Raw genomic sequence first — 13,594 nt, forward strand, 5'->3', positions numbered from 1 at the left:
ATGTCGAGAGCAGCTATCAATATCATCGGCGCTACTGGTGAGATGCACGATCTTACATCGCTCGGCAGTACTGATGTGGACAGCTACAGAAAGTCCATTGGGGTGTACTGCGTAACTGGATCGCAGGGAATGGTCCCGTTCCCCCCAGCAGATCAAGGGTGGGGTTACTCGCTGCACCCTTCTGAAAGCGCCGCAAAGGTAGAAATCGTATTCAATGACGACCTGCTAACTGTGGCGGTGACCATGGATGGAGAGCCCTATGATCTAAAAACAATGATTACGCTTCACATCCTCGTGCCGGATCTTCCTCCGCTCGAGATGCCGCCGCTGCCGCCTCAGGTAGTTGATCAACTTAAGATTGCGCAGGCCGAGATCGTCCGGCTGAGGAATTTTGCTGATTACGCTATCGCTCCTTTGCAAGATGCTGTTGATATCGGCGATGCCTCCGAGACTGAGATCACCGAACTCAATGCCTGGAAGAAATATCGCGTTGCCTTGAGCCGCGTACCTGATCAGGTCGATTACCCGCGATCCATCGAATGGCCGGCCATGCCTGCGTAGCGCCATTGCGCCAATACCGATACCCGCCATTGCGCGGGTATTTTTTTGCCTGGAGAAAAGTATGCCGACCACAGAAACCCGCGGGGTGCGCAACCGCAACCCCGGCAACATCGATTACAACCCGGCCAACCAGTGGCGGGGCCAGCTCCCACCCAACCCAGCGCTTGAGAAGCGGTTCGCCCGGTTCGACACGCCGGAGAACGGCATCCGCGCCCTGGGCAAGCTGCTGCTAACCTACCAGCGCAAGCACGGACTCAAGACGGTGAGGGCGATTATCAGCCGCTGGGCGCCGGCGGTAGAGAACGATACCGCCGCCTACGTGCGCGCCGTCGAGGCCAACACCGGCACCCGGCCGGGGGCGGAAATCGACCTGACCCGGCCCGCCATCATGGCCGGCTTCGTCAAGGCGATCATCCATCATGAAAACGCAGGGTACGCATACCCGGACGCGGTACTGGCCGAAGGCGTGCGGCGGGCGCTGGCATGAGCTCGGTACAGAAGCTGGCCGGCCTGCTGGTGCTGGTCGTCCTGCTGCTTGCCGCCGGCGCGGGCGGGGCCTGGAAGGTGCAGGACTGGCGCTACGGCAAGCAACTGGCCGAGCAGGCGCGGCTTCACCAGGATGACCTGGCCGCCATCAGCAGCGCGACCTCTGCCCAGCAGCATGCCGAGCAGGCCAAGCGTCTGATGCTCGAGCAACGCCTGGCCATCGCCGACCAATCCCACCACCAGGAACTGACCAATGTTCAGAAAAAACAAGATCGTCTGCGTGATCGCCTTGCTACTGCCGATCTACGGCTGTCAGTCCTTGTCGACGCCGCGGATACAGCCAGTTGCAGCACAGTGCCTGCCACCGCCGCCACCGGCGGCCTGGTTCATGGAGCCCCGCGCGCCAGACTTGACCCAGCGCATGCTCAACGAATTGTCGGCATCACCGACGACGGCGACCAGGGACTGATTGCCTTGCAGGCGTGCCAGGCGTATGTGCGTGCGCTCACGCACTGATCGGCTTGATCAGCCGTTGTTCACGAACGCCCCACCGTGAATCTCGCCAATAGGGTCGATCAAGTGTGCCCCTTGGTTCTTCGTGTTGCCCGCGGCGCGGTCGACCTTGAACCATTCGAACGCCTCGGACGGTTCGCCCTGGTGCATCAGCATCAGCTCGGCCCGCTCCTTGGGTGTCGCCGGGTCAAGCCACTCCCGGGCCAGCTCAGGTGCTAGGACCACCGGCCGCCGGTCGTGAATATCGACCATGCCGCCGGCGGAGTCCGCAGTGATGATCACAAAGCCATCGTGCTCCCGAGGAGGCTCGTCAGCATGCGGCCAATGGCCAATCGACGCGCACAGGCTGGGCAAACCATCACGTCGCCGGATGTAGTAGGGCTGTTTTCCGCCTTCCTCCACAAGCCATTCAAACCATCCGTCTATTGGCGTGATCGCTCGATTTGGCCAGGCTGCCCGGTAGTAGGGGTTGTGCGCGACCTTTTCGGAGCGGGCATTGGGTTCGGCTCGATTGGTTGCCCAGTGCGGTTTCCAGGACCATCTGAGAAGGTCGGCATGTAGCGCGCCATTCTCCATGTGGAGCAGGGCGACCGGAGTTGTCGGTGGCACGTTGTACCGCCCCAGCGGCTGATCGCCGACGGAGTTGACCAGGGCCCCGGGCATGCTGAGCACGGCAACAAAGTCGTGGATGCCGTGGTACTGCGCGATACGTCCGCACATGCTCGCCTCCGAAGTGATGGTCCACTTCATTCAACGTAGACCAACGGGCGGTCCGCTCGTCAGCACCCGATTGATGGTCGGGGCACCATGGGTAATATGCTGTGTTTTTATACAGTGTTGAGGCTTGCGATGTACTTCAAGATTGTCCCGATGAGAGATCGAGGGATAGCAAGGTCCTGGGAGGCGATAGGCAAGGATAAGCCGATCCGTGGCGACGTGAATATCCGCCATGAGATGTGCAAGATCATGAATCGTGATAGCAACATAGCGAGGATTCGGCCGGTGATGCCGCTCGATCCTGAGTTGCTTCCACCACTGATTGATGCGTTTCTGTCCGGGATGGCAACCAACGCTTTCACGCTTAGTGGTATTGAGGAGATCGACGGGCGCCTGTATGCGCAGTCGTGGTACTGCAGGCCGGAGTAGGGGGGATTGTGTTCGGTCGGCAGGACGCCGGAGGAGGGTGGAAGCGGCTCTAGTTATGGAACACGTCCATAATAGTTATGGAACGGCTTTCTCATTGAGTCTTGACGCCAAAGCCCCAGAAACGAAAAAGCCCCGAATAATCGGGGCTTTAGCGTGACGAATATGGCGGAGGCGATGGGATTCGAACTCATGGACCTGTTACAGTCGACGGTTTTCAAGACCGTTGCCTTAAACCACTCGGCCACACCTCCGTTTTTGTTGCGGGCGCCATAATACCTGAATGAAACACACTGTCAAACTCTGTGCATGGCTTGTTGCAGAGCGTCTGTTATGATCTTTGCCACTGAACGTTTCAAACCAACAGGAGTGTCGCCATGCGCGAACAGGATTACGCAGTTAATAACAGCGTGCAGGCCGAGCAGCTAGAAGTTAGCCGCGTCCTGCGCAACACCTACGGCCTACTCGCTCTCACTCTCGCCTTCAGTGGCGTGATGGCTTACGTGGCCCAGCAGATGCGGGTCGGTTATCCGAACATCTTCGTGGTGCTGATCGGTTTCTACGGTCTGTTCTTCCTCACCAACAAACTCCGTGATTCGGCCTGGGGCCTGGTGTCGGCGTTTGCCCTGACCGGTTTCATGGGCTTCCTGCTCGGCCCGATCCTCAACCGTTACCTGGGCATGCAGGGCGGCGCGGAAGTGGTCAGCTCGGCCTTTGCGATGACCGCGCTGGTGTTCGGTGGCCTGTCGGCCTACGTGCTGATCTCCCGCAAGGACATGAGCTTCCTCGGTGGTTTCATCACCGCCGGTTTCTTCGTCCTGCTGGGCGCGACGCTGGCCAGCCTGTTCTTCCAGATCAGCGGCCTGCAACTGGCGATCAGCGCGGGCTTCGTGCTGTTCTCCTCGGTGTGCATCCTGTACCAGACCAGCGCCATCATCCATGGCGGCGAGCGGAACTACATCATGGCGACCATCAGCCTGTATGTATCGATCTACAACCTGTTCGTCAGCCTGTTGCAGCTGTTCGGCATCATGGGCCGCGACGACTGATCGCCAGCCTTGAAACAAAAAAAGCCCGCTTCGGCGGGCTTTTTATTGTCTGCGATCTGGTCGCCCGGCCAGGGTCAAGCCGGGTCGTGGCAGCGCACGCAGAGTTTATTGCCGTCCAGGAGCGCTACTCGGTAATGATCAGGCTGCCGTCGGTTTGTTGTTGATAGATGGTGTAGGGCAGCAGCAAGGTGTCGAGCACGCCTGAAACGGCCATGTCGAGCAGCATGCCTTGGGTCGAGGCAGGGCCGGTGGGAGTTCTTCCGTTTTCTGGCACGGGGGCGTGCATGCTGCAGAAGTCATAAGTCACGCCACTGTAGATGCGCGGGACTCCACCGCAGTACGATTTTCGCTCCTTGAGTTTCTGGCTGGCCACCGCATCCTCCCTGAAGACGGTATCGATGGTTCCACAGCCCGAGAGCATCAATGCCGCCAGCAACAGAAAACAAGTTTTCACGGTGCGAGTCCTTCGTCGATGAGGCCCTGAGTCTAGTCAGTTTTTAGGCGCCAGGGGACAAGCGCCGTGCGTGAGCTCATGCATTACGCCATCGGCGGCAATCGCCGTTTCACCGGGCTTTTCTTGACGATCGCGGTGTTGGTTTCCGCGCAGCTGTTGAGGTGGTCGAGCAGGTTGTCCAGTTGCTCCATGTCGCGCACATGCAGGCGGGCGATAAAGCAGTCTTCGCCTGTGACCTTGTCGCATTCGGTGAACTCGGGGATGGCCAGGATCTGGCGTTCGACTTCCTGGAGTTTCCCCGGCAGCGGCCGGATGCGCACGATGGCCTGCAACTGATAGCCGAAGAACCTGGGGTCGACTTCGACGGTATAGGCCTTGAGCACGCCGCGCTCTTCCAGGCGTCGCAGGCGTTCGGCGACGCTGGGTGACGACAGCCCGCTGATCTGTGCCAGCGCCTTGAGCGAACGGCGTGAGTCTTCCATCAGGGCGCTGATCAGCGCCTGGTCAGTTTCGTCGATCATGTCAGCCTCATTAGGTAAAACCTAAGAAATACCTTGATAAAAAAGGTGTAAGCCGAGTTTAGCCTGCCGTTGAGTCTTGAGCGGGGCAGGAGCCGATTGTCATACTTTTGGCTCTTGTTGAGGAGAGTGATCATGGACAAATTGTTACGCCGCGGCTCACTGGAAATGACCGCTGCCATGTTGATTTCCGGGACCATCGGCTGGTTCGTGCTGGTGTCCGGGCAGCCGGTGCTGGATGTGGTGTTCTGGCGCTGTGTGTTCGGCGCCGCGACCCTGCTGCTGATCTGCGCCGGCTTCGGTTTTCTGCGCCCCGGCATCCTGACGCGCACCACCTTTCTCCTCGCCGTGCTCAGCGGTGTCGCCATCGTCGGTAACTGGGTGCTGCTGTTCGCCTCCTATTCCCGGGCCTCGATCGCCATCGGCACCGCGGTCTACAACGTCCAGCCGTTCATGCTGGTGGGGCTGGCGGCGTTGTTTCTTGGCGAGAAAATCACCGCGCAGAAACTGTTCTGGCTGAGCATTTCCTTTGCCGGGATGCTGGCGATCGTCAGTGCTCATGGCGAGCAAGGGTCAGGGGGCAACGACTATCTGCTGGGGATCGCCCTGGCGCTGGGGGCGGCCCTGTTGTATGCCTTCGCCGCGCTGTTGATCAAGCGCCTGACCGGCACGCCGCCGCACCTGATCGCGCTGATCCAGGTCTGCACCGGGGTGTTGCTGCTGGCGCCCTGGGCCAATCTCTCCGCACTGCCCACGGCGCCGGGGGCCTGGGCCAGCCTGCTGACCCTGGGCATCGTGCACACCGGGGTGATGTACGTGCTTCTGTACGGTGCGATCCAGAAACTGCCGACCGCGCTGACCGGCGCGCTGTCGTTTATCTACCCGATTGCGGCGATCTTCGTCGACTGGTTCGCCTTCGGCCATCGCCTGGAACTGCTGCAATGGATCGGCGTGATCGCCATCCTGCTGGCGGCGGCCGGCATGCAGCAGGGCTGGAGCCTGGGCTTGCGTCGTCGGGCGGCGGCGCAGTAAGCGCCGCGGTCCACTCAGGCGCTGTGGCTGGGCGATTGTTTGCTACTCTGCGGTCCTTCTATCCCGTTCCGCCGAGTACAGAACATGCCAATATCCGACGCTAGTCCTGAACCACAATCCGTCTGCAACCCGATTACCAGCAGCGCGATCTTTATCGTCGCCACCCTGGCCCCTGGCAGGGACGCCGCCGCCAAGGTGCGGGGCTGGTGCGAGGACGTGGCGGGCCTCACCCGTTCGGTTGGCAAGCGGGTGCCGGCGGGTAACCTGTCGTGTGTCTGCGGTTTTGCTTCGGCGGCCTGGGACCGGCTGTTTGGCGGCCCGCGCCCGGCATCCCTGCACGCCTTTCGCGAGTTCGGCCTGCAAGAGCGCCGGGCCGTGGCGACCCCGGGCGACATCCTGCTGCACATTCGCGCGGACCAGATGGACCTGTGTTTCGAGCTGGCGACGCAACTGATCACGGCGCTGGGCGATGCGATCACGGTGGTCGACGAGGTGCAGGGTTTCCGCTATTTCGATATGCGCAGCATCATCGGTTTTGTCGATGGCACGGAAAACCCGGTCGGGCGCAAGGCCATCGAGTTCACCCTGGTCGGCGATGAAGATCCGGCGTTCAGCGGCGGCAGTTATGTGCTGGTGCAGAAGTACCTGCATAACATGAGCGCCTGGAACGAGCTGTCGGTCGAGGCCCAGGAACGCATTATCGGGCGCAAGAAGCTGTCCGATATCGAACTCGACGATGCCGTCAAGCCGAGCTCTTCCCACAGTGCCTTGACCACCATCACCAAGGACGGCGAAGAAGTGAAGATCCTGCGCGACAACATGCCGTTCGGCCGGCCCGGGGCGGGGGAGTTCGGCACCTATTTCATCGGCTACGCGCGCTCGCCGGAACCTATCGAGCAGATGTTGGAAAACATGTTTGTCGGCCGGCCGGCGGGCAACTATGACCGTCTGCTGGATTTCAGCACGGCGGTGACCGGCGGCCTGTTCTTCGTGCCTTCGGCCGATCTGCTGGAGGCGTTGGCCGAACGCCAGCCCTGATCCGGATGCAACGAGCCCGCGAGGCGAGGGCCTCGCGGGTTCGTTGCATCTGGCTGATTGAAACCACAAACCGGGAAAGGTGCCGGCGCCTAACAATGTGCCGAGCCTTTACCGGTGCAGCCAGCAATCAGTGACTGCTCATCCCGGCCAGCTGCATCATCAGCCGCAGCAGCCCGGCCACCGCACCCAGGGCCAGCACACTGCCAAACCAGATGCCCACCAGCCACGCCAGCCGCCGATACCAGGGGGCGGCCGGACCTTCAGTGCTCGATACCTCAGAGCGTTCCATAAGCCAACTCCATCATCAGTGCGGTGGCGGCGGCCAGCATCAGCAGCCCACCGAGGAACAGCAGACTCAGCTGCGCCACCTGCTGGTAGAAAGGCCTCGACCTGGCAGGGGTTCGAAGGGTTTCGCTATCAATGGTAACCATCGCCGATCCTCACTTTGCCGCGGAACACGTAGTAGCTCCAGCAGGTGTACATCAGGATGATCGGCAGGATGAACAGGGTGCCGATCAGGATGAACAACTGGCTGGACGGGGGCGATGCCGCCTGCCACAGGCTGATGGAAGGCGGCACGATATTCGGCCAGATGCTGAAGGCCAGGCCGATATAGCCGAGGAACACCAGCGCCAGGGTGAACACGAACGGCCAGTGCGAGTGATGCTGGCGCAAGGTGCGCAGCAGCCCGAACAGCGCCAGCAACCCGAGGACCACCAGGGCGCCGAAGACCACGATATGCGCGTGGGTGAACCAGCGGCTGGCGATTTCCGGGTGCAGCAAGGGCGTCCACACGCAGAGCACCGCGACCACTGCCATCAGCACGAATGCCAGCGGCCGGCTGTAGTGGCGCATCCGCGATTCGAGCATGCCTTCGGTCTTGACCAGCAGCCAGGTACTGCCCAGCAATGCATAGGCGACGATCAGGCCCAGGCCGCAGAACAGCGGGAACGGCGCCAGCCAGTCGAGGTTGCCGCCGGCGAACTGGCGATCGACTACCGGGATCCCGGCGATGTAACTGCCGATCACGATGCCCTGGCAGAAGGTCGCCAGCAGCGAGCCGCCAATGAACGCCATGTCCCAGATATGGCGTTTTTCCGGGCTGGCCTTGAAGCGGAACTCAAAGGCCACGCCGCGGAAGATCAAGCCGGCCAGCATGAAAATCAGCGGCAGGTACAAGGCCTCGAGAATCACCGAATAGGCCAGCGGGAAGGCCCCGTACAGCGCCGCGCCGCCGAGGATCAGCCAGGTCTCGTTACCGTCCCAGACCGGTGCCACGGTGTTCATCATCACATCGCGCTCCTGCGCGTCCGGGATCAGCGGGAAGAGGATCCCCAGTCCCAGGTCGAAGCCATCCATGATGACGTACATCATCACCCCGAAGGCGATGATCACGCCCCAGATCAACGACAGATCTATACCTTGAATGCCCATGGGCAAGCTCCTTGTTCAGTTGGCAGGGTTGCCGGACGCGAAGGTCTCGGGGACTGCGGACAGCGGCCGGCGCGGCGTGCGGTCCTGGCCGGGGCCGCCTTGTGGCGGATGATCGTGATGGGGCTGCGGGCCCTTGCGGACCAGCTTCATCATGTAGGCGATGCCCACGGTGAACACCGAGAAGTAGATCAACACGAACAGCGCCAGCGAGATGCTTAGTTGGCTGACCGAGTGGTTCGACGCCGCGTCGGCGGTGCGCTGCAAGCCGTACACCACCCACGGCTGGCGGCCGACCTCGGTGGTGATCCAGCCGGCGAGCATGGCGATCAGCCCGGTCGGGCCCATGAACAGCACCAGGCGCAGGAACAGCCGGTTGCGGTACAGCGCGCCGTTGCGGCGCAGGGCCAGGCCGAGCAGGCCGGTGAGGATCATCAACATGCCCAGCCCGGCCATGATCCGGAAGCTGAAGAAGATGATGGTCGCGTTCGGCCGGTCCTCTTTCGGGAAGCTCTTGAGCGCCGGGATCTGCTTGTCCAGGCTGTGGGTCAGGATCAGGCTGCCCAGGTAAGGCACTTCGATTGCGTAACCGGTCTTCTCGGCGTCCATGTCGGGAATGCCGAACAGCACCAGCGACGTCGGTTGGTTGCCGATGTTTTCCCAGTGGCCTTCGATGGCGGCGATTTTCGCCGGCTGATGTTCCAGGGTGTTCAGGCCATGGGCATCCCCGACCACCGCCTGGATCGGCGCGACGATCAAGGCCATCCACATCGCCATCGACAGCATCTTGCGCACCTGCGGCGTGTCGTTCTTGCGCAGCAAGTGCCAGGCCGCGGAAGAGCCGACAAAAAACGCGGTGGCGACAAACGCGGCGATCGCCATGTGCGCCAGGCGGAAGGGGAACGACGGGTTGAACACGATGGCCAGCCAGTCCATCGGCACGATCCGCCCATCGACGATGGAGAAGCCCTGTGGCGTCTGCATCCAGCTGTTGGAGGCGAGGATCCAGAAGGTCGAGATCAGCGTGCCGATCGCCACCATGACCGTGGAGAAGAAGTGCAGCCCACGGCCGACCCGGTTCCAGCCGAACAGCATCACCCCGAGGAAACCGGCCTCGAGGAAAAACGCGGTCAGCACTTCATAGGTCAGCAGGGGCCCGGTAATGCTCCCGGCGAAGTCCGAGAAACGGCTCCAGTTGGTGCCGAACTCGTAGGCCATGACCAGCCCGGAGACCACCCCCATGCCGAAGTTGACGGCGAAGATTTTCGACCAGAAGTGATACAGGTCCTTGTAGACCGGATTATTGCTTTTCAGCCACAGGCCTTCGAGCACTGCCAGGAAGCTGGCCAGCCCGATGGTGATGGCGGGAAAGATGATGTGGAACGAGACCGTGAACGCGAATTGAATTCGCGCCAGGTCGAGCGCTTCCAGGTTTGGCATGACGATACCCTCAGAGTGGCTCGATACGCGTGCACGGCACGGCCGACCGCGGTGAGCCTTGCGGCTCGCGGTCGACGGCAATGCAGGTTTCGAAAGGGCCGGGGCGACGCGCGCCGCCCCGGGCAGGTTCAATCGACGGAGGACTGGATCAGGTTGCTGGCCGGCGCCGGTTCAAGGCGGATCGCGATGAACTTCGAGGTCGGGGTGAAGGTGCGGTCGCCGTAGCTTTCCAGTGGCACCAGAGGGTTGGTTTCCGGGTAGTAGGCCGCGGCCTGGCCGGCGGGAATGTCGTAGGCGATCAGGGTGAAGCCGCTCACCCGGCGCTCGCGACCGTCGCCCCACAGCGAGATCATGTCGACCTTCTGCCCAGGCTCGTAGCCCAGCTGGCGAATGTCCTGCTCGTTGACGAACACCACGTCGCGCATGCCGTAGACCCCGCGATAACGATCGTCCAGGCCATACAGGGTGGTGTTGTACTGATCGTGGGAGCGCATGGTCTGCAGGATCAGCTCCGGCTTCACTCCCAGGTCGCGCACGCCCTTGCTTACCAGGTGTTCCGGCAACACGCTGGGGGTGAATTGGGCCTTGCCGGTGGCGGTTTTCCAGATGCGCTGGGCGGCGTCGTTGCCCAGGTGGAAACCACCGGGGTGCAGCAGCTTCTTGTTGAAGTCCTTGAAGCCGGGAATGGTGTCGGCGATCAGGTTGCGGATCCGGCTGTAGTCCTCGATCACCCATAGCCAGTCGATCGGGTGGCTGCCCAACGTGGCGTTGGCGATCCCGGCGATGATCGCCGGTTCCGAACGCATCAGCGGCGACTTGGGTTTCAGCTGGCCGTGGGAAATGTGCACCATGCTGAAGGTGTCTTCCACGGTGACGCCTTGCGGGCCCTGGGCTTGCAGGTCGATATCGGTGCGCCCCAGGCACGGCAGAATCAGCGCCTCGCGGCCGGTGACCAGGTGGCTGCGATTGAGCTTGGTGGCAATGTGCACGGTCAGCTCGCAGTTGCGCAGGGCCGCATGGGTGCGCGGGCTGTCGGGGGTGGCCTGGGCGAAGTTGCCGCCCAGGCCGATGAACACCTTGGCGCGACCTTCTTCCATGGCGGCGATCGCCATCACCGTGTTGTGCCCGTGCTTGCGCGGCGCCTTGAAGGCAAAACGCGCTTCCAGGGCATCGAGCAACTCGGCGGGGGCCAGTTCGTTGATGCCCATGGTGCGGTCGCCCTGCACGTTACTGTGGCCGCGCACCGGCGACAGCCCGGCGCCCGGCCGGCCGATATTGCCGCGCAGCAACTGCACGTTGACCACTTCCTGCACGGTCAGCACCGAGTGGGTGTGCTGGGTCACGCCCATGGCCCAGCACATGATCACCCGCTTGGCCTTGCGGTACATGCGCGCAGCCAGCTCGATGTCCTCCAGGGACAGCCCGGACTGTTCGAGGATGTGCTCCCAGCTGGTGGCGTCGACCTCGGCCAGGTAGGCGTCCAGGCCCGAGGTGTGCTCGGCGATGAAGGCGCGGTCAAACACCGCTTCGCCATTGTTCGCCAGCGCTTCGCGTTCCCATTGCCAGAGGAACTTGGCGATGCCGCGCATGGCCGCCATGTCGCCGCCCAGGGCCGGGCGGAAGTAAGCGGAGGAGGTAGGCTCCGAGCCGTTGGTGAGCATCTCCAGCGGATGCTGCGGGTGCTGGAAGCGTTCCAGGCCACGCTCTTTCAGCGGGTTGAAACAGATCACCTGGGCGCCACGCTTCACTGCCTCGCGCAGCGGTTCGAGCATCCGCGGGTGGTTGGTGCCAGGGTTCTGGCCGATGACAAAAATGGCGTCGGCTTCCTCCAGGTCGTCGAAGGTCACCGTGCCTTTGCCCACGCCGACGCTGTCGTCCATGCCCAGGCCACTGGCCTCGTGGCACATGTTCGAGCAGTCGGGGAAGTTGTTGGTGCCGTAGGCACGCACGAACAGCTGGTAGAGGTAGGCGGCCTCATTGCTGGCCCGGCCCGAGGTGTAGAACTCGGCCTGGTCGGGCGACTCCAGAGCGTTCAGGTGCTTGGCGATCAGGGCGAAGGCATCGTCCCAGCTGGTTTCGACGTAGCGGTCAGTGCTGGCGTCGTAACGCATGGGGTGGGTCAGGCGGCCCTGGTATTCGAGCCAGTAGTCGCTTTGCGCCGCCAGCGCCGCCACCGTGTATTTATTGAAGAAAGCCGGGTTGACCAGGCGCCCGGTGGCTTCCCAGTTGACCGCCTTGGCGCCGTTCTCGCAGAACTTGACCATGCCGTTTTCCGGCGATTCGCCCCAGGCGCAACCCGGGCAGTCGAAACCGCCGTTCTGGTTGGTCTTGAGCATGGTGCGAATATTCTTGAAAGCGTTTTCGCTGCCCAACCAGTTTTTGGTCACGGCGATCAGCGCGCCCCAACCGGCGGCTGCTCCCTTGTAGGGTTTGTAGCGTTCAACTTCGCTCATGGTTCTTCTCCAGGACATCGCACGTAGGCTGTGCCTAATGCCAAGTCATTGTTCATGACTGTTTTGTTGTGCGGTTAAATGCGCTTTTATTTGCAGCCAGTTACAAGGCATGCGCATTTATTCACTTCACGGGTGCCGCTCAAGTACTACGGGAACAAGCCTATGTTGACCGTGAAGTGCCTGTCTAATCGCTATTAATGACCAGTTGATCGAGGTCCTCTATCATGGAAAAAATCAAAATAAATCAATGGATTATTTGTTTAAGGTGGCGTGATTTTGGATGCTTTTCTGCTTGATAGATCCTATTGATCAACCGGTTGTTAATAGCGATTAGACGGCGCTTTTAATTGAACTTAGTCTTGCCGCAACAAGGCCCCTCTATAACGGCGGCCTTCCAATAACAGCCTTCTGGTCAATGCGCCTGAAGTGTTGATGGAGGCGGTAATGTCAGATCGAATCCTGCGGGATGGTTTTTCCAGGCGAGTCGACTATCTGCGGATGTCGGTGACCGATCGCTGCGACTTTCGCTGTGTGTATTGCATGGCCGAAGACATGCAGTTCCTGCCACGGCAACGCATCCTGACCCTGGAGGAGCTCTATCAGCTGGCGCACAGCTTCGTCGCCCTGGGCACCCGGAAAATCCGCCTGACCGGGGGCGAACCCTTGATCCGCCAGGGCGTCGTCGAGCTGTGCCGGCGCATCGCCGCGCTGCCGGGGCTGCGCGAGCTGTGCATGACCACCAATGGCTCGCAGTTGGGCAAGCTGGCGGCACCCCTGTTCGATGCCGGGCTCAAGCGTCTGAACATCAGCATCGACAGCCTCGATGCCAGGCGCTTTCGCGAGCTGACCCGCACCGGCGACCTGGCCCAGGTCATCGCCGGCATCGATGCGGCGAGCGCCGCCGGTTTCCAGCACACCAAACTCAACTGCGTGGTGATGAAAGGGCGCAACGATCACGAGATCAACGACCTGGTGGGGTTCGCCATCGACCGTGGGCTGGACATCTCCTTTATCGAAGAGATGCCCCTGGGGGTGATCAGCGAACACAGCCGCGCCGATGCGTTCTTTTCCAGCGCCCAGGTGCGCGAGCGCATCGCCGAGCGCTACACCCTGATCGACTCCACCGAATCGACCCAGGGGCCGTCGCGTTACTGGCGCCTGGCCGAGGCGCCGGAGATTCGCCTGGGGTTCATCTCGCCCCACAGCCACAACTTCTGCGCCACCTGCAACCGGGTGCGGCTGACCGTCGAGGGCCGGCTCCTGCTGTGCCTGGGCAACGAGCATTCGGTCGACCTGAAGCAGGTGCTGCGCAGCCACCCGGGCGAGCCGGAGCGCCTGGAGCGGGCAATCGTCGAGGCGATGAAAATCAAGCCGTACCGCCACAACTTCGAACTCAATGACGAGGTGCAAGTGGTGCGGTTCATGAACATGACCGGCGGCTGATCCGCGCGGTTTCCCTCTCTGCAAAAAGGCTGT

The 13,594-nt window shown here is 61.7% G+C and carries 16 protein-coding genes and 1 tRNA gene; 8 read left to right on the forward strand and 9 right to left on the reverse strand.

Annotated features, from left to right (window positions below; genetic code table 11):
- The 3 genes from NRG23_RS32725 (at position 1) to NRG23_RS31560 (ending at position 1,563) form a co-directional block, all read left to right on the forward strand.
- Positions 1–561, forward strand: coding sequence for a tail fiber assembly protein (locus NRG23_RS32725; RefSeq protein WP_306674796.1), 561 nt, complete (start codon positions 1–3; stop codon positions 559–561).
- 61 nt (positions 562–622) lie between these two features.
- Positions 623–1,048, forward strand: coding sequence for a structural protein (locus NRG23_RS31555; RefSeq protein ID WP_257373309.1), 426 nt, complete (start codon positions 623–625; stop codon positions 1,046–1,048).
- Positions 1,045–1,563, forward strand: coding sequence for a lysis protein (locus NRG23_RS31560; protein ID WP_257373310.1), 519 nt, complete (start codon positions 1,045–1,047; stop codon positions 1,561–1,563). The genes NRG23_RS31555 and NRG23_RS31560 overlap by 4 nt, the downstream gene beginning before the upstream one ends.
- A gap of 9 nt (positions 1,564–1,572) precedes the next feature.
- Here the strand turns inward: NRG23_RS31560 and NRG23_RS31565 are convergent, their stop codons facing one another.
- Complete coding sequence (locus tag NRG23_RS31565; RefSeq protein ID WP_257375106.1) at positions 1,573–2,280, reverse strand: SOS response-associated peptidase; 708 nt, start codon at positions 2,278–2,280, stop codon at positions 1,573–1,575.
- Positions 2,281–2,367: 87 nt separating this feature from the next.
- Between NRG23_RS31565 and NRG23_RS31570 the strand changes: the two genes are divergently transcribed.
- On the forward strand, positions 2,368–2,706 hold the full coding sequence (locus tag NRG23_RS31570; RefSeq protein WP_257373311.1) for a hypothetical protein: 339 nt from the start codon (positions 2,368–2,370) through the stop codon (positions 2,704–2,706).
- Positions 2,707–2,869: 163 nt separating this feature from the next.
- On the opposite strand, the gene NRG23_RS31575 is transcribed toward NRG23_RS31570, so the two are convergent.
- A tRNA-Ser gene (locus tag NRG23_RS31575) sits at positions 2,870–2,957 on the reverse strand.
- A 123-nt stretch (positions 2,958–3,080) separates the two neighbouring features.
- On the opposite strand from NRG23_RS31575, the gene NRG23_RS31580 reads away from it, so the two are divergent.
- Positions 3,081–3,752 (forward strand): Bax inhibitor-1/YccA family protein, encoded by a 672-nt coding sequence (locus NRG23_RS31580; RefSeq protein WP_007929309.1) that lies wholly within the window; start codon positions 3,081–3,083, stop codon positions 3,750–3,752.
- A 124-nt stretch (positions 3,753–3,876) separates the two neighbouring features.
- Here NRG23_RS31580 and NRG23_RS31585 read toward each other — a convergent pair whose 3' ends face one another.
- Together NRG23_RS31585 and NRG23_RS31590 are read right to left on the reverse strand one after the other, a co-directional pair.
- Positions 3,877–4,206 carry a YceK/YidQ family lipoprotein gene (locus tag NRG23_RS31585; RefSeq protein ID WP_041986197.1) on the reverse strand — a complete coding sequence of 110 codons (330 nt, stop codon included), beginning with the start codon at positions 4,204–4,206 and terminating at the stop codon, positions 3,877–3,879.
- A gap of 83 nt (positions 4,207–4,289) precedes the next feature.
- A complete protein-coding gene (locus tag NRG23_RS31590; RefSeq protein ID WP_257373314.1) occupies positions 4,290–4,727 on the reverse strand; it encodes an Lrp/AsnC family transcriptional regulator in 438 nt (145 codons plus the stop codon).
- Between the two features lie 132 nt (positions 4,728–4,859).
- On the opposite strand from NRG23_RS31590, the gene NRG23_RS31595 reads away from it, so the two are divergent.
- Both NRG23_RS31595 and NRG23_RS31600 read left to right on the forward strand, forming a co-directional pair.
- Positions 4,860–5,756: a DMT family transporter gene (locus NRG23_RS31595; protein WP_257373316.1), complete on the forward strand. Its 897-nt coding sequence runs from the start codon at positions 4,860–4,862 to the stop codon at positions 5,754–5,756.
- 84 nt (positions 5,757–5,840) lie between these two features.
- The gene (locus NRG23_RS31600; protein ID WP_257373317.1) at positions 5,841–6,794 is read left to right on the forward strand and encodes a Dyp-type peroxidase; all 954 of its coding nucleotides are present in this window, start codon (positions 5,841–5,843) and stop codon (positions 6,792–6,794) included.
- A 127-nt stretch (positions 6,795–6,921) separates the two neighbouring features.
- On the opposite strand, the gene NRG23_RS31605 is transcribed toward NRG23_RS31600, so the two are convergent.
- The 5 genes from NRG23_RS31605 to NRG23_RS31625 form a co-directional block, all read right to left on the reverse strand.
- Entirely contained in the window at positions 6,922–7,083 is a 162-nt protein-coding gene (locus NRG23_RS31605; RefSeq protein ID WP_016701859.1) for a DUF2474 domain-containing protein, read from the reverse strand.
- A complete protein-coding gene (locus NRG23_RS31610; RefSeq protein ID WP_164485349.1) occupies positions 7,070–7,225 on the reverse strand; it encodes a hypothetical protein in 156 nt (51 codons plus the stop codon). The genes NRG23_RS31605 and NRG23_RS31610 overlap by 14 nt, the downstream gene beginning before the upstream one ends.
- Complete coding sequence (gene cydB, locus NRG23_RS31615) at positions 7,212–8,228, reverse strand: cytochrome d ubiquinol oxidase subunit II (protein WP_009049731.1); 1,017 nt, start codon at positions 8,226–8,228, stop codon at positions 7,212–7,214. The genes NRG23_RS31610 and cydB overlap by 14 nt, the downstream gene beginning before the upstream one ends.
- 15 nt (positions 8,229–8,243) lie before the next feature.
- Positions 8,244–9,665 carry a cytochrome ubiquinol oxidase subunit I gene (locus NRG23_RS31620; protein ID WP_257373320.1) on the reverse strand — a complete coding sequence of 474 codons (1,422 nt, stop codon included), beginning with the start codon at positions 9,663–9,665 and terminating at the stop codon, positions 8,244–8,246.
- 128 nt (positions 9,666–9,793) lie between these two features.
- Complete coding sequence (locus tag NRG23_RS31625; protein WP_257373321.1) at positions 9,794–12,118, reverse strand: FdhF/YdeP family oxidoreductase; 2,325 nt, start codon at positions 12,116–12,118, stop codon at positions 9,794–9,796.
- 444 nt (positions 12,119–12,562) lie between these two features.
- Between NRG23_RS31625 and moaA the strand changes: the two genes are divergently transcribed.
- On the forward strand, positions 12,563–13,561 hold the full coding sequence (gene moaA, locus NRG23_RS31630; RefSeq protein ID WP_110175629.1) for a GTP 3',8-cyclase MoaA: 999 nt from the start codon (positions 12,563–12,565) through the stop codon (positions 13,559–13,561).
- Positions 13,562–13,594 lie beyond the last annotated feature (33 nt).

It is taken from the genome of Pseudomonas sp. T8, assembly GCF_024610635.1.
Lineage (GTDB): Bacteria > Pseudomonadota > Gammaproteobacteria > Pseudomonadales > Pseudomonadaceae > Aquipseudomonas > Aquipseudomonas chlororaphis_I.